The organism is Pseudomonas sp. Yb2C2, from assembly GCF_052112325.1.
GTDB lineage: Bacteria > Pseudomonadota > Gammaproteobacteria > Pseudomonadales > Pseudomonadaceae > Aquipseudomonas > Aquipseudomonas marginalis.
The window spans coordinates 1-15,611 of sequence record NZ_JAVAJK010000008.1 but is presented as its reverse complement, the minus strand read 5'-3'; the positions used below and the strand labels follow the sequence as shown (position 1 = coordinate 15,611).

The window sequence follows — 15,611 nt, the reverse complement described above, 5'->3', positions numbered from 1 at the left end:
CAATGGAACGCTTTATCGAAAATGCTATGTACGCCTCGCGCTGGCTGCTGGCGCCTATCTATTTCGGCCTGTCCCTCGGGTTGCTGGCGCTGGCGTTGAAATTCTTCCAGGAAGTGATTCACCTGCTGCCGAGCGTGTTCTCGATGGCCGAGTCCGAGCTGATCCTGGTGCTGCTGTCGTTGATCGACATGGCCCTGGTCGGCGGCTTGCTGGTGATGGTGATGATTTCCGGCTACGAGAACTTTGTCTCGCAGCTGGACATCGATGAAAACAAGGAAAAGCTCAACTGGCTGGGCACCATGGACTCTTCGTCGCTGAAGATGAAAGTGGCGGCCTCCATCGTGGCGATTTCCTCCATCCACTTGCTGCGCATCTTCATGGACGCCAAGAACGTCGATCCGCAACACCTGATGTGGTACGTGATCATTCACATGACCTTCGTGATCTCGGCGTTCGCCATGGGTTACCTGGACAAGGTCACCAAGCACTGATGCCCTGCGCTGGCCTTACTGCTCGATGAAGTAGTAGGGCTGGCGGTTGATGGCCATCTCCTTGATCACCGTGACCTTGGTGGTCAAGTCGTTGGTATGGTCCAGCAGCGCAACGTTGCCGGGCTGGGCCGCAAGGTAGCTGTGCAGTTCGGGTTCCGTCTGCAGGATCCTCAGGTAACTCTTCATATAGAACACGCCGGCCCCCGCGATCCGCTCGTTGGGCTGGAACAGCGCGACTTCCTTGCCTTGCGCCTGCAGTGCCTGGACCTGACTGATCACCGGTACGAATGACTGGCGCGCGTCAGCTTTTGGCGCGAACCAGAATGCGGTCACCAGATAGCAGGCGATGAGCAGGCTGAAGACGCCGCCGATCACATGCCGGTGGTAGCGGTACAGCGCCGGCTTGTGGTCCTTGAGCCATTCCAGCAACACCCGGGCGTATTCGGCGGCCAGTACGGCGGCGGCCGGTGTCAGGGCCATCAAGTAAACCGTGCGCTTGCTTGAGGCCAGCGTCAGCAGGGTGAATTGCGCCACCAGCCATACGCTGAAAAACAGGCGGTAGCGGTTACGCACCAGGCTTTTCCGGAAGTGCCACAGGCCCAGGTACACCAGGATGTTCCACGGCAGGAAGGCCTCGGGCAGCTTGGCGATGTAGTAGTAGAACGGCTCGTAATGCCCGGCCTCTACGAACGAGCCGCTGAAGCGCCCGACGCTGTTGGTCCACAGTACTTCGCCCACGGCCTGCATCCCGCCGCGCTGGAACAGGAAGCACAACCAGATCATCAGCGGCACCAATGCCAACAGGGTGAACAGCGCCGGCTTGAGCCAGTCGGCGAGGCGCAGGCGCTTGCCCATCAGGCTGGTGCTGGCCAGGTACACGAAAATCACGATGCCCGGCATCGCCAGGCCCAGTACGCCTTTGCTCAAGGTGGCGATCACCATGCCGGCGGTAAACAGCGCCCAGGCCCAGGTCGTCGAGCCTTGGCGCTCGGACTCAGGCCGCATCGCCTGGTAGAACGCCAGCAGCGCGGTGGTCACGCCGAGGCTGAGCAGTGAGTCTTCCCCCACGCCACGCACATTGCTCCAGTAGCTGGCCATGGTCGCCAGGATCAGCGCCGCACTGAGGGCCAATGTTTTCGGGCGCCCGAACCGGCGCAGCATGGAATAGAACAGCATCACGCTGAACAGACCGGCAAATGCCGAGGCCAGGCGGACCGCCCCAGGCGTGCCGCCGAACAGGCGAATCGCTCCGGCGTCCAGCCACAGGCTCAGGGGCGGTTTTTCCAGGAAGGGTTCACGAAACAGTTGCGGCACGACCCAGTCATTGTCCAGGTGCATGGCCATGGCGATCCCCGCGACACGGGCCTCGGTGGAGCCTTGCAGTTCGTGGTTACCCAGGGCAAAGAAGAACAACAGAGCAGCAAGCAGGAGCAGCAGGGGAGCGGGGCGCGTCATGGAGTCTGGCTACCGAGGCAGAAGGCCGTTCGGGGGAACGGCTCGCAATCGGTGAGTATAGGGAGGCGATTCTTAATATTTCATGAATGGGAGTGGGTTTATATCGCTGGGCCAGGAGGTTGATGTTCCCCCTGGCTTCGCGTGAGGCATTACGAGGCTTTGACTTTGAAGCGGCTCAGGCCCTGTTGCATGGAACTGGCCCGTTCCGACAGATTCTTGGCCGCCACCGCGCATTGTTGGGAGTTGACCTGATTCTGCTGGGTGACTTCGTCGATCTGCTCCAGGCCGATGCTCGCCTGCTGCAGGCCGGAAGCCTGTTCACTGGAGGCTTGGTAGATCAACGACACCAGGCTGGACACCGTGCTGGTGCCGGTAACGATATTTCTCAACGAGTCGGCTGTGCGGCCGGCGATGATCATGCCGCGCTGGGTCTTGGTCGAGGAATCTGCAATCAGCGCGGCGGTTTGCTGGGCGGCTTCGGCGCTGCGGGCGGCGAGGCTCCTGACCTCATCGGCGACCACTGCAAAGCCACGGCCCAGTTCGCCGGCACGGGCGGCCTCGATGGCCGCGTTCAGCGCCAGCAGATTGGTTTGAGCGGCGATGTTGTCGATGGTGGTGATAATGGCCGTGATGTCTTTGCCCGAGTTGTCGATCTCCGCCATGGCGGCGATCAATTCACTCATCAACTTGTCACTTTCCCCGGCGTCGGCGCGGGAAGCCTGGGATTGCTCGTCGGCCTTTTTCGCATTGGCGGCGTTGTCGGTGGTTTGCGCTGCCATCTGGGTCATCACCGCACTGATTTCAGTGATGGACGAGGCAGAATTGGACGCGCCGTCGGACAGCGACTGGCTCAACTCGGTGACCTGCGCGGAACTGCCGGTGATTTGCGTGGCGCTGGCCTGCACCTGGGAAATCAAGGTGTTCAGGTTGCCGACCATTTTTTCCAACGACTTGCCCAGGGTGTCATTGGGCGAGGACAGGCGCACTTCCAGATCCAGGTCCCCTTCGGAAATTCGCTCGGCCACGCGCACCTGGCGTTGCAGGCTTTCCGACATATCGTTCAAGGCAAAGGACAACTGGCCCACTTCATCTTCAGATTTTTGCACCAGCCGACGCGAGAAATCACCCAGGCTGATGTTGGCGGCCAGGGCGGCGGCTTCACGAATCGGACCGACGATTTTCGCCGTGGCGAACCACAGCGCCAGCAATGCCAGCAAGGAGATACCCACGCCGACCGAGACCTGCCAGATGCTGCTCTTGACGCCGCGTGACTGCAGTTCCTGCTCCAGGGCAATGGCCTGGCTCATGACCACCGCCTTGGGCAGATGGATCACGATCGCCCAGGGCTTGCCGGTGCGGCCCAGGTTGATCGGCATCTGCACTTCGATTTCCTGGGAATCCGGGTTGAACCGGCTGTCTCCCTGACCCTTCTGTACATTGCTCAACACGTTCTCCCAAGAGCCGGGCAACAACGCTTTCAATGACTGGCCAATGAGTTCCGGGCGTTTACTGTCGGCCACCACCAACCCTTGATTGCTCAGGATCGACACGGAGCCTTTGCCGCCATACAGGTCGGCGGACATTTGCTCGCTGAGTTTCTGGATAAACGAAATGTCGAAGTCTGCACCGACCACGCCGTAGAACTTGCCATTGGCGGTGATAGGTACCGACAGCGTGGTCAACCACACATTTTTGCCTTGCACCACGTAGGGAAGTGGGTCCAGCACGCTTTCTTTCTGGGTGTCCCGCGGGCCGGAATACCAGCCGCCCTTCAGCACACCATTGGGGTGGCGGGCATCGGAATCGTACTCAACCAGCGGTTGCACGGCGATATGGCCGTCTGAACTGCGTGTCCAGTAAGGCGTGAAGCGGCCCGTCAACGGGTTGTTACCGCCTTCATTGATACGAAAGGCTTGGTCCTGGCCGTCCAGCGCGTCCGGCTCCCAGCATGAATACGTGCCGTTGAAGTCGGGGTTGTCCTTGAGCACGCTGAGCAGCATCGTATTGATCTGCTCGCGGCCCAGGCTCAGCGGGCTCTGGGCACTTTTACTCGCTCCCAGGGTATTGGCCATTGTGCGTGCCGAGTCCAAGGCGTTCTGCAGTTTTGCCTGGATGGCATTGGCACGCGACTCAGCCAGGTTTTGCACTTCGCGGATGGTGGCGCTTTCAATCAGGGTTGAAACTTCAGCACCCACAAAAGCTTGGTTGGCATTCGAGGAATACAGGCCATATAACACCAGGCTCGCGCAAGAGATAAACAGGCAGAGCCCGGCGGTGAAACAGATTCGAGTCTGCAATGAGTTGAATTTCATGATGTTTCCTGCCCATGCTAATAGTTGCCAACATCATCGAATGTCGACATTCCGGTACTTTCTTGGCGCAAGGCATAGTGTTCTATCATTGGCTGCTTAGGCATATGCATGCGGTACAGCGCTGAGTTTGCTTAATGCTCTTTTGGCATCTCTTCATCGAGCCATAAATGCTCGGTGTTTTTAAAACCGTAACGCTGGGGCGGTACTCTCGCGACAATTCGATCGGATTGTGCGGGATCACTCAGGTCTATTATTTTCGGCGTTACATAGATATTTAGAACGGGCAGGAAAAACACTTTGATTTTTGGCATCAATAAAGAGTCGGGATGTTGCTCTATGACGACACCGATACTGCCACTTTTCAATTGAACAATAGAACCGACCGGGTAAATACCCACGGACTTCAAAAATGCACGAAATACTTCGTCATCAAAGTGTCCGTCCCATGTGGACATTTGCTGGATGGCGACGGCGGGGTCCCAGCCCTGGTTGTAGGAACGGTCCGAGGTGATTGCATCGTAGACATCGCATACCGCAGCCATCCGGGCCACCAGGCTGATCTGGTCACCCGCCAATTGATGGGGGTAGCCGCTACCGTCGAACTTTTCGTGGTGATGCAGGCACACATCCACGACCATTTCGCACATCTGCGAGGCCGCCAGCAGGGTTTTCTCCCCCTCCCGTGGATGGGTGCGCACCAACTGCAATTCGTCACTGCTCAACCGGCCAGGCTTGTTGAGGATGGCACCTGGTATGGCCATTTTGCCGATGTCGTGCAGCAACCCGGCCATCCCGACCCGACGAATCAGTGCGGAGGACAGGCCCAATTGATTGCCCAGGGCAATCATCAACGCACACACGGCGACCGAATGCATGTAGGTGTAGTCGTCGATGCTTTTAAGGCGTGCCAGGCTGATAAAGGCGTTGGGATGGCGGGCGATCGAGCTCGAAATGTCGTCCACCAGTGCACTGACGTCTTCAAGCTCCAGGGCCCGGCCCATGCGGGCATGGCCGAACATTTCGACAACGGCGGTCTTGGCGCGGCTACAGATTTCCTGTGCGGCGACCAACTCGTCCTGCATGGAGGTGGGGACGACGGCGATGACCGGAGCAGCTGTTGGGGGCTGGGTGGCTGGCGGAGCGCCGCAGCCCAGGGCGCACGGCCCCTCTGAGGGTGCACCGTCCCGCCAGAAGGGCTTTGCCTCGCCGTCAGGCGCCTGCAGATTGAGTTCATTGCACTTCAACATGGTATGCCCTCTGTTGATGTTCTTCTTATACGTGTCTCATCAGCCTCCCTGGCTTGAGCAGTGTTGTCTTACCTTTCAGATCGGGCTCGCGGCTTTGATACGCGCGACTACGCGGCTTGCCAGGTCATCCGGGCGAAACTTCGCCAGGAAGTCATCGGCCCCGACTTTCTTGACCATGGCCTGGTTGAAACCGCCCGACAGGGAGGTGTGCAGCACGATATGCAACTTGGCCATGCGCGGGTCGCCGCGTATTTCGGCGGTCAGGGTATAACCGTCCATTTCCGGCATTTCGATGTCTGAAATCATCATCAGGAACTCCTCGTCCGGGTTGCGTCCCTCGTCGAGCATGGCCCGAAGGTAATCCAACGCCTGGCGGCCATCGTTCAAGGCGACTACCTCGACGCCTACCGTCTCCAGGCAGCGGGTCACCTGTTTACGCGCTACCATCGAGTCGTCCACGGTCAGCACACGCAGGTGTCGAGCCTGCTGGGTGACCGCGTCATCCACCACGCCGATGGATATTTCTTCGGACGAGGGCGAGATTTCCGTCAGCACCTTTTCTACATCGATGATTTCGACCAGACGATCATCGGCACGGGTAACGGCCGTCAGGTAATTGTTGTCGCCGCTGCCCTTGGGGGGCGGATGAATGTCTTCCCAGTTCAAATTGACGATGTGTTCAACCGCATAGACCAGGAAACCTTGAACGCGGTTGTTGTACTCCGTAAGTATAATAAACGCGCTTTCTTTATCCGTGATGCCGGGCAGCCCTGTTGCCATCGCAAGGTCTAGAATAGGGATGCAAGCGCCGCGTATATTGGCAACACCGCAAATATTGTTATTAGACTTTGGTAGTAGGGATAACTTGGGGCAACGGATAACTTCCCTGACTTTAAAGACGTTGATCCCGTACAGCTGTTGGTCGTTGAAGCGGAATAGCAATAATTCCAGCCTGTTCTGGCCGACCAATTGTGTACGGCTGTTAACGGATGCCATTACACCTGCCATACACACCCCTTGATTCTGGTTGGAACAGCATTGATGTTGTAATGACACTAGCATATGTAAGGGAATGTAAAATATATGTGAAGGAGAAATAATTTTCGGGTTTATCGTTAAAGCGATGGCGGCGCGGATGATCAACTATTCAGGTGGGTGTTTGAAAATAGTTAGTTGGCTAACTTGCTAGTTTGAGTGTTGAGAATGATTAAGATTGGAAACCTGTTTGCTGGTGCTCGAAGCACTCGATGCGGTCGGCCACGCTGATCGGCTTCTATGACTCGGCGTATTACGGTGAATGACAATAAAATGGCCGAGACGCTGAAAGCGCCTCGGCCATTTTTGTTACTGGAATGTTTGCGCGTCCTGGGTGGGTACCAGCACTCGCTCGACCAACAGTTCACCCAGTACGATCAATTGTTGGGTGGCCAGTAGTTTGTGACGGTTGGCGCCTTCGAGCTCGAAGGCCAGGTCGGTGGTCATGGCGTTGAGTGAGGCGAGGGTTTCGCTGGCCTGGATCAGCAGGGTTTCGGGGGAGATGTCCTGGGCAAGGGTGAAGAGGGGGCTGAGGGGTGATTGGGGGCTCAGGGCGTCAATCTGTGAACGCACATTCAATCATGCATGAGCCACGGCCGTAGCTCCTTGATATTGCTGACTACGATCTGCTGGGCCTCCGGGTTGGTCGCCTGGTTTCTCGGGTCGACCTGATAGCGGCGCAATACATACTTCACCAGTGCTTTGCGGCTGGCGACCACCAGTTGCCCATCCGTCATGCCGAAGTCGGTTTCGATGATTGCCTGCTGCGCGGCGTTTAAGCGGCCATCGGGGGTAAAGATGATCGGTACTTCGGTATTCCAGTCCTCGTCCAGCTCCCGGGTGTTCTGTGACGCGTCAAGCAGGTCGGGCTCACCTCGCAGGCGACTCAACACAAAATCCCGGTACTGGCGGTTCTTCTCGCAATAGGCGCGTACATGCCAGCGCATGCCGGTGTACACCAGGGTGTGCGGGGCAATCAGGCGGATTTCCACGTTTGGGGTGTTGAGCGAAACGTACTCGGTTTCCAGGCGCAAACCGTCGCGACAGGCCGCGAGCAATGGGCGCAGGACTTCGGGCCGAATGGGCCGGTCCGGCACTTCGAGCACCTTGGTATGCGCATAGGCCAGGGCGAGCCCGTCGATGTGCGGCGCCCGTTCGTTGTTCTGGTAAAGCAGGTGCAGGTAGGCGCTGGCGCTGTCATCGATGAACAGCGGTTTGAACTGTTTGCTGGGTACGTAGCCTTTGCGCTGCTTGTCATATGTCAAGTTTCGGGGCGCATGTTCGTTTATGTAGGTGTTGATGTCCTTGGAGGCTTGCTGGCGGCTGATGCCGAAGCTCTGGATCAAGTGGCCCGTGGTCAGCCGGCCTTCCCACCAGGCGACTGTCTCGATCAAGCGATAGCGAAGTGCCAGATCCCAGCGCACTTGTTCGATGGATTGCTTGCGTTTCATACCCGCTCCATGTGTGTGAATACTTTACCTGTATAAGTCTACATTCTAGACCTGTCGTGAATCACTACATATCGTTTGTCTGTCAGCGGCATTTATCGAAGACAGGAAAGGACGTAAACATGAGTATGTCGGAAGTGGTTTCGACGGGGGCACTGGTGGCGATGGGAGTCATCCTGCTGGTGCTGATACAGCACTGTTTGAAGTTGAGCGAGCTTTGGAAAATGGTTGCCCATTATCAGAAGGATTTGCGTTGGGCACAGATCTGGGAAGTGGAAAACCGCGAGCTGCGGTCGGCGTTGCGGGCGGAGCGAGAGCATGTCGCGCAGTTGCAGCGAAAGCTGGAATTGCTGCAAGCGCTGATTCCGGTCACAGAATAGTTCGCGGCATTATTATCAGGAGAACCTATCCATACCGATAAAACCCAGGCCCTTCACGTTTGTCTGCGCAATCTGGGTTTCCAGCAATCCTCATAGTGGTCATGTAGAGGTCGTATACCGTTATGCGTGCGTTGCCGTGGGCTAAAGTTTTCCCACGCGCTGCGGATAAGCTAGGGATAAATCGGCCGCTGATTGCGGCTTGCATGAACGGACTCCAGGGGATGGTTGATGGAAAGCGAGATTGATATCAATGGGGACAGTGATCTGCTGCAGATGCTTATCGATGCAGATCCAGTCGATGTAATCGTGCTGGTCGATTTCCTGACCGACTCTGGCAAGGGGCGGTTGGCGATGGCCAGCGAGGTACGCGAAGCGCTGGAGTCGGCAAAGAAGAAGAACAAGTTCTCCAGGGGTGTGTTGCTCCTGCTGATTCGCGAGCTGCAACATTTTGGCGGTAATAGCTTCGTCAACCTGTTCCGCCGCAACGGTGTTCCCTATGCCGAGATCGTCGCCGATGTGCTCAGTCATGTGGGCGGTACTGGCGGCAAGAATGAACCGGTTGCGAGCATGGAGCTCAAGGTGTTGGAGAAGCTGCTGTCCGATGCCTGGGAGAAAATGTCGGCGCAGGAACAGGCCGACTTTTCCAAGGGCTTTCAAAATGAAACGGGCCCCTTGGGCGTTTCATACGCTGCTATTCAGGCCGCGATACGGCGCGGTGGCCCTGCTGCCATACAGGCCGCTCTTCTGGCCACCGGCGCGTTTGCACGGTTGGCAATGGGTGGTGCGTTGGCCGCCGGCACCACCTTGGTAGCGGGTCGTGCTGCGGGGCTGGCCTTCGGTCCGATTGGCGTAGCGTTGTCGGGTATTGCCGGCGCTCAAACACTGACGAGTCAGGCCTATCGAGTGACGGTGCCTTGTGTTGTGCAGATCGCCTACATTCGGCAAAAAAGCGCGTTGGTCACTTGCCCGTCCTGTGAGGTTCCCACCCCTAAAACCAGTAAATTCTGCAGCGAATGCGGGGCAGGCCTGGCGCAATGAACCCTCTCATTTGAATCTGGAGCCTGTCATGGAAAACAACCTCACGCAGCCAAACACTGGAGGCAACGACCTGCCAACCTGGCTGATCGGTAAGTCCGCCGAAAAGCCGTTGATGAGCGTTACGTTGGCCGCGCAGCAGGTCATTCCCGCCGGCGTTGAAAAGGTTGATGCGGCCCGTTTGGGCATCGATCGTTTGGGTCCATTGCTGCAAACACTCCCCAATCTGATTGTCGCGAACGATGTTGCCCAGTCTCGATACATGCAAGTGGTGATCGACGGTCCTCTCGCGGCGGCTGCGGATGGCAACGGCTTCCGAGCCTTCTCGAGACAAGGCGGAGATATCAAGGAACATGCGAGGTTGTTTGAGCCTGAAAAGCTTCAGCAACTGGTCAGTTCTGCAGCAATGTTCCAGATCGCGTCCGCCGTGGTGGCTCAAAAGCACCTGGCCGACATTAGCGCCAAGTTGAGTGAGATTCAGGCGGGCGTCGAGGGTATCTCGACGTTCTTGGTCGAGGGACGCAAGTCCATTGTCAAAGGCGCTTTGAATTACCTGACGCAGGTTGCACCGCTGGTTCTGGCCGGTGAGTTGAGCCCGGCGATCAGGCAGAAGCTGGAAGACATCGAGTTGGACCTGGGCTCGATCCACAATCAGTTGGAAGGCGAACTGGTCACACTGGCCAAGGAAGCGGCGGAGCACAAAGCGCCCGGCATGTTTGAAACCACGGCTGGATTGACTGCTGCATTGAAAGTGATGCAGAGCAAATCAGACGCCCGCGCAGAAGAGTGGAAACTGTGTATGGGAACCCGGTTAGCGGCGTGCCGACTGCTGGCCTCATTTCCTGGCGAAAGCGCTCTGGTTCAGCGACGTCAAACGACGCTGAGCCGTGTGACGAGTCAGTTTCTGGGAGAGAACGGGCACTTGTCTGGCTTCAAAGACGCCGTAGAGACGCGGGCGAAAAATCTCTCCTCTTACCTGGATTCTCAATCCACGATCCAGGCGAATCGCCTGTCGTTAAGAGAGTGGGAGGAGGAGACGCTACCGTTGTTTATGGCGGGCGCAATCAGCGAGATCGGGCAGATGCAGCAATTGCTGGTTGAACAGCAATCGCCGGTCGTGTTGACGGTAGAGATGCGGGGCAATGAGTTTATCGGCGCCTACCAGGCCCGCACCGCTTAGCTTTCCTGATCAGCGGTGTGCCGCGTCGCCAACAGAGAGTGTCTGTCAGCGGCGCGGCGGCCGATTCAAATGCGCTTGTTCGAATCCCGGCGATTCACAAACTGCACTTCTACGCGCCGATTGTGTTCGTCCGCCGGATCAAGTTCTGGCAGCGGCTGCGAATCCCCGTAGCCGGCAACGATGACGCGCTTGGCCTGCCCTGGTTCAAGGAGTTCGATGATCAACTTGCGTGCCTCTCTGGCCCTTGCGGCAGACAGTGTGAAGTTGTCGTCGTAGACCGTGCAGAACTTGACGAAGTCAGTCACCGGGCGTGCGACCTGTGTATTGTCGGTATGCCCCTCCACCAGTATCTGGGCGTCACCCGAACTGCCAAAGAAGGTGGCGATGCGTGGGCTGACGAGGCGAAGTTCGCGCTTGGCCTCATCCGTCAGGCACGCGCTGCCTCGGGCGAACATCTTGTCCCCCAGGGTCATCTTGTTGCCGGCGAGGTCGAACGAAACCAACCCGGAGTCGCCCTGTGCGTCCAGGGCGGCTTTCATCTCCTGCAATAGACCGGTGACCTTTTCCTGCTCAGTCACCCCCGCTTGGTTTTGCTCTTCCTGGCGCTTGAGTTCGGCAAATTGATTCTGCAATACCGACATCACCAGTAGCAGCATTACCACTGCCATTACGCCAGCCATCAGGTCAGAGATGGATACCCACTCGCTTGGTTTCTCTTTCATGAGGGGGCTCAGGCTTTCACGGCTTTCACGGCTTTTCGGGCCGTGACTGATTTATTGATGTTGTTGGCAACCCCCGTCAATTGATTCACGGATTGCAGCAGGGGTTGCAGGTCAACGGGTGGGCGCGTGACAACGCTCGCCAGAGCGTCGAGGGACTCGGGGACTTTGATCAGCATTTCCGAGACTTTGCCGTAACGTTGATCCAGCGAGACCATGCGCTGGCCGCTTTCGGATACGGCTTTAAGGCCGCTTAGAATGTCCTTGGACAGTTTCTCCACCACGCCCTGGATCGCCAGGATGTTCGTATTCAGGTTATCACTGACCATCTCGAACTCCCGCGTGGTCTTTTCCTGCGCGATGGCAGTTTTCTGCATGTTGGTGGCGACTTCTTCCATGGCCTGGCTGACGGTGCCGGACATGCTGTCGATAGCCTTGGAAATATTCCCGGTCGCCTGTCCCAGGCTGGTGGTCATGTTGACCAGGTTGGTGCCGAAGTCGTGGTTCATGGTCTTGATGTTCGAACCCAGGTCAGTCTTGACGGCTTCCATCACGTCGCCCAGTTTTGTGGTGGCGCTTTCCAGTTGCGTGCCCATGCCGTGCAGGTTGTCGCTGAAGTCCTTGTTCATGGTGGCCAGCGTGCCGTTCAAATCAGCTTTGACGCCATTCATGACCTCTGCCATCTGACCCTGCAAGGCACTCACCACGACTTGCAGTTCAGCAGCGGACTGGCCCACCTTGCCGGCCGCGTCCCCCATCGTTTCACCTGCGGTTTGTAGGGCTTGCAGGTTGTCGCGGCTGTTGTCGGTGAACGCGGTCATCGCCTGTTCAGTACGGTTGCCTGAAGTGGCTATCTGGCTGAGAACGTCTTGCGTGTCGCGATGCACCTGCAGACTCTCGGTGTGGCGTTGCAGCAACGTACCGATGCCCTCGGTGACACTGGCAATACGGGTGTCGAGGCCCGCAAAGCCCGTTTGCAGATGTTGCTTGTTGCTGTCGGCCAAAGCGCCCAGGGCCTGTTCGGTGCGTTGAGCGGTGTCTGCGGCTTCGCGGACGATCGCCTGCCCTTCGCGGGCGATCTGCTGGCTGTTGCTCTCACTTTGCAGTAAGGCGCTGATGCCGTTCGCCAGACCACTGATGTGGGTACTGACGCTGTCGAAGCCGGTTTGCAATAACTGCCGTTGTTCGGCGTCAGTGCCGTGGCGTCGATTGGCCTGTTGCTGCATCAGTTCATTGAAGGTGTCGGCCTGTTTGCCGAGCGCGCCGGTCATGTACTTGGCCGCACTGGATATGCAGTTTTGAAGGAAGGCGTCGTGAGCGGCACGGGCGTTTTCGCGTTGTTGCTCAGAGGCCGACATTTGTGTCTTGACCTGCGTGATGCACCAAGCCAGGCGGCGGCCCTCATAGCCCAGGAGCAAGTCCCATACCTTCAATAAAATGAAGGCCATGATGCCCCAGGTGGAGGTTTTGAACTTGGTCCCCAACCCTTGCATCATCGCGGTCATGTCCTGCATCGCGCCGCCCATGGCGCCCACAGAAGCATTGCCGCTTTTCTGCAAAATAGTCGATGCGTGATCGAGTGCCATGCCCAGGCCTAGGAAGGTGCCCAGCAAGCCGACCACCAAGAGCATCCCGGGCATGATGCCGGCGATTTTCTCGGCAGTGGTCGAGACGGCTTCACTCAGGTCGTGGATCGACCCATGATCCGCGCGCAGCCCCGAGGCGCCCAACTTGCCCCCTTGCCACTTCTTTTCCCAATGATGCGCGTTCGCTCGCAGAGCCACCATCAATCCCGTCAGGAGGGTTGCACCGGTAATGAACAGGAAGAAGAACATCTGCAAGGGTTCAAGCCGAGGCAGCAAAAAACTCACTAATTCGTTGTTCACACGCCTACCTCAACTTCCTGGAGAGCGGCTTCGGTCCGAGCAAGGCAGTCATTTTCGAAAATGTTACCGAAGTCGATCAGCAGGGCTTGCTCACTCTCGCTCAGGGAGGCCCACTTCAAGTTTTGTTGAGCGCAGCGAGCGATCAGTGAACCGACTTCCTCGCTGCGGTCGAGCAGATATTCCTGGTCGTCGGCAATCAACTGTTGCTCATCTTTTTCCAGCAACTGGAGAAAACCTTCCGACGCGTATACGTAGTAGCGTTTTTCTCGAATGCTGACGTCGAGGTTTTCAAGCCGCTGGGTATCTCGACTCAAATTGCGCTCAAGGTCGTTGAGCACGACTTGTTCTTCTGCGCTCAATGCTTCGGTGCGGCTGGCCATGGACATCCGTTTGGCCAGCACCTTGTCGCGGGCCAGGTCCCGGTTGAGTTTTTGCCACTGGACCTCAAGGCGGCGCAGATCTGCGCCCCATGCGAGGGTCATCTCCTCGAAGACGAACGGCACGACTGGCTTGCCGAAGTGCAGGGTGGTGAGTTCGTTGAGGGTTTGAGTTTGTTCGAGGGTGAGGGTCGGTGTCTCATCGAGCAAACTGGTAGAGATGTCCATCAGCGCGATCATGTCGGCATCGACGTCGGTCAGGTTTTCGATGGATGTCATGCGCCTTTCGTAGAAATTCAGCAGCTTTTGGGCGGCACGCACACGCAGGTAGTGGTTGAAGTCAGCAAACTGCTCGCTGTTGACCACACGCTGGATCTTGGCCTTGGTTAATATGTAAGCGTTGATGAGCTCGGCGATTTTCAGTACGCCGCGTTCGGCAGCGGGCACCTGCTGGGCGCCCTCCTTGAATACTTGCGCACGGGCTTCGGCTTCTTTGATCTCCATATCGTTCAGCACCTTCTCCCGGACATTCCTGGCGGATTTTATGACCCAGTCGATGGCTTGTTTGAGCTTGGCCATCAACGGATGGCTTTCAATATTTTCGAGGAAGCCCAGGACCTTCTCCAGGCCCAGCGCCATCCGCTTGACGATGGGCCATGGCGCGAGGTTCGCCAGCGTCGTCAGGGCAACACGTGCATGCGCCAGATAAGGCTTTACCGATTGCCAGATGTTCTTCACATCGCCGACAAACGTCTCCGCCTTGTCCGCCAGCCAATTGACCGTAGCAACGGCTTTCTCCTTCACCGTTTCGTAAATAGAGGACGCGGTTGATTTGACCCAGTTCCATAGACCCATGATTCGCTCCTCAGCGCACGCCCAATAATGTGCGGGCTGCTTCCAATGTTGGTGTGTTGGTTTTGCCGCCATGTGCCTGCATCTGTGCCATGGCACTGGCGACCTGTTCGATGGCGTCCTGTAAATGTGCTTGTGCCAACGCAGGCTGATCCGGGATACGGACTGCCTTGGCCAGCGCCAGGCGCATGCAGGTACGCATTTCGCGTCCTGACAGCCCCGCCGACAGTTGCGTTGCTGAACGCAGTAGCGTCTCCCGCGCGTCAGCCAGCGGAATACCGGGCACCAACAGCTTCGCCCAGATAGCCTGCCGCTCCGGCTCGCCCGGAAGTTCGAAACCAACGTGTTGAGAGATACGGCTGACGAAGGCTGCGTCGTAATTTTTCGCAAAGTTAGTCGCAAAGATGACCACGCCTTCATGCCGCTCCAACTCAATCAGCAAGGTCGAGCGCATGGCGTTCACTTCGTTATCGATACCTTGGGTGACAGAGGACAAACGCTTGCCCAGCAAAGTGTCGGCCTCATCAAAAAACAACACCGCGTCTTCGGCCTGGGCACTGCGGAACACGCTTGCGATGTTCTTGGCGGTATCGCCCATGAACTTGCTTTCCAGGTCGGCGATGCTCACCAGCATGATCTTCTTGCCCAGACTGCCGGCAAACGCCTCGGCGGTGAGGGTTTTCCCTGTGCCGGGAGGACCATAGAAATTGAGGATCGTCCCCTTGCCGGCCGGATCTGCGGTGGCGAAACCCCACTCGATATAAATCGTGCGGTAGTGCTCGATCTTTGCAACGGCCTCCGCCAACTGCTGCTTGAGCTCGGCGGACATCACAACATCGCGCTCCAGCGTAAAGCGCGGTTCGACACACCGAAATTCCGCCTTAGCGGGCGTAGCAGGCTCCGGCGCCGGCTCGGCATCCAGGCCTTCAAGAAAGCTGGGGCGTATCTTGTTGCGCAGATAATCATTCGCTGACATAGGTTCGAGCCTTTGATCGATCAAGAAGATTGGGGGCGGTTAAGTGTTCCAGACGTGGAAGGCGTGTCGAACAAGCGAGCGACATAATGCGTCGCAACCAGCTGTGCGTGAGAGCTGAAGGGCGGGGAAGGGCGCTTGGCTAAGGGCAAGAGACACGTCCGTGTGTGAGAGAGGGGGTTGCACTCTGTTATCGGCGTGAGGGGGGTAAGCTTTAGCAA

General features: G+C 57.5%; 14 protein-coding genes and 1 pseudogene. 4 read left to right on the top strand and 11 right to left on the bottom strand.

Annotation, left to right across the window (positions count from 1 at the left end; genetic code table 11):
- The first annotated feature begins 2 nt into the window (after window positions 1–2).
- Window positions 3–491 (top strand): TIGR00645 family protein, encoded by a 489-nt coding sequence (locus Q8X51_RS12845; protein ID WP_017253710.1) that lies wholly within the window; start codon window positions 3–5, stop codon window positions 489–491.
- A gap of 15 nt (window positions 492–506) precedes the next feature.
- On the opposite strand, the gene Q8X51_RS12840 is transcribed toward Q8X51_RS12845, so the two are convergent.
- The 7 genes and pseudogenes from Q8X51_RS12840 to Q8X51_RS12810 all read right to left on the bottom strand — a co-directional run bounded on the left by Q8X51_RS12840 (window position 507) and on the right by Q8X51_RS12810 (window position 7,991).
- Entirely contained in the window at window positions 507–1,946 is a 1,440-nt protein-coding gene (locus Q8X51_RS12840) for an ArnT family glycosyltransferase (RefSeq protein ID WP_407693808.1), read from the bottom strand.
- A 149-nt stretch (window positions 1,947–2,095) separates the two neighbouring features.
- Entirely contained in the window at window positions 2,096–2,884 is a 789-nt protein-coding gene (locus Q8X51_RS12835) for a methyl-accepting chemotaxis protein (protein WP_442094012.1), read from the bottom strand.
- A gap of 111 nt (window positions 2,885–2,995) precedes the next feature.
- Window positions 2,996–3,946: pseudogene (locus tag Q8X51_RS12830) on the bottom strand (PDC sensor domain-containing protein); the annotation flags it as partial.
- A gap of 443 nt (window positions 3,947–4,389) precedes the next feature.
- Complete coding sequence (locus Q8X51_RS12825) at window positions 4,390–5,505, bottom strand: HD-GYP domain-containing protein (RefSeq protein ID WP_407693807.1); 1,116 nt, start codon at window positions 5,503–5,505, stop codon at window positions 4,390–4,392.
- Window positions 5,506–5,580: 75 nt separating this feature from the next.
- A complete protein-coding gene (locus tag Q8X51_RS12820; protein ID WP_407693806.1) occupies window positions 5,581–6,513 on the bottom strand; it encodes a chemotaxis protein CheV in 933 nt (310 codons plus the stop codon).
- A gap of 336 nt (window positions 6,514–6,849) precedes the next feature.
- Window positions 6,850–7,113 (bottom strand): DUF6124 family protein, encoded by a 264-nt coding sequence (locus Q8X51_RS12815; RefSeq protein ID WP_407693805.1) that lies wholly within the window; start codon window positions 7,111–7,113, stop codon window positions 6,850–6,852.
- Between the two features lie 2 nt (window positions 7,114–7,115).
- Window positions 7,116–7,991, bottom strand: a complete 876-nt coding sequence (locus Q8X51_RS12810) for a WYL domain-containing protein (protein ID WP_074847693.1) — start codon at window positions 7,989–7,991, stop codon at window positions 7,116–7,118.
- A 119-nt stretch (window positions 7,992–8,110) separates the two neighbouring features.
- Between Q8X51_RS12810 and Q8X51_RS12805 the strand changes: the two genes are divergently transcribed.
- The 3 genes from Q8X51_RS12805 to Q8X51_RS12795 all read left to right on the top strand — a co-directional run bounded on the left by Q8X51_RS12805 (window position 8,111) and on the right by Q8X51_RS12795 (window position 10,583).
- Window positions 8,111–8,368 (top strand): hypothetical protein, encoded by a 258-nt coding sequence (locus Q8X51_RS12805; protein ID WP_074847692.1) that lies wholly within the window; start codon window positions 8,111–8,113, stop codon window positions 8,366–8,368.
- A 228-nt stretch (window positions 8,369–8,596) separates the two neighbouring features.
- A complete protein-coding gene (locus Q8X51_RS12800) occupies window positions 8,597–9,406 on the top strand; it encodes a ubiquinol-cytochrome C chaperone family protein (protein ID WP_074847691.1) in 810 nt (269 codons plus the stop codon).
- A 28-nt stretch (window positions 9,407–9,434) separates the two neighbouring features.
- Complete coding sequence (locus tag Q8X51_RS12795) at window positions 9,435–10,583, top strand: hypothetical protein (protein ID WP_074847690.1); 1,149 nt, start codon at window positions 9,435–9,437, stop codon at window positions 10,581–10,583.
- 65 nt (window positions 10,584–10,648) lie between these two features.
- Here Q8X51_RS12795 and Q8X51_RS12790 read toward each other — a convergent pair whose 3' ends face one another.
- The 4 genes from Q8X51_RS12790 to Q8X51_RS12775 are packed head-to-tail and all read right to left on the bottom strand — an operon-like array spanning window position 10,649 to window position 15,417.
- Window positions 10,649–11,305 carry an OmpA/MotB family protein gene (locus Q8X51_RS12790; RefSeq protein WP_074847689.1) on the bottom strand — a complete coding sequence of 219 codons (657 nt, stop codon included), beginning with the start codon at window positions 11,303–11,305 and terminating at the stop codon, window positions 10,649–10,651.
- A gap of 8 nt (window positions 11,306–11,313) precedes the next feature.
- A complete protein-coding gene (locus Q8X51_RS12785) occupies window positions 11,314–13,188 on the bottom strand; it encodes a hypothetical protein (protein ID WP_074847688.1) in 1,875 nt (624 codons plus the stop codon).
- Window positions 13,185–14,492 carry a hypothetical protein gene (locus Q8X51_RS12780; protein ID WP_407693804.1) on the bottom strand — a complete coding sequence of 436 codons (1,308 nt, stop codon included), beginning with the start codon at window positions 14,490–14,492 and terminating at the stop codon, window positions 13,185–13,187. The genes Q8X51_RS12785 and Q8X51_RS12780 overlap by 4 nt, the downstream gene beginning before the upstream one ends.
- Window positions 14,431–15,417 (bottom strand): ATP-binding protein, encoded by a 987-nt coding sequence (locus Q8X51_RS12775; protein WP_235865609.1) that lies wholly within the window; start codon window positions 15,415–15,417, stop codon window positions 14,431–14,433. The genes Q8X51_RS12780 and Q8X51_RS12775 overlap by 62 nt, the downstream gene beginning before the upstream one ends.
- Between the last annotated feature and the right edge of the window lie 194 nt (window positions 15,418–15,611).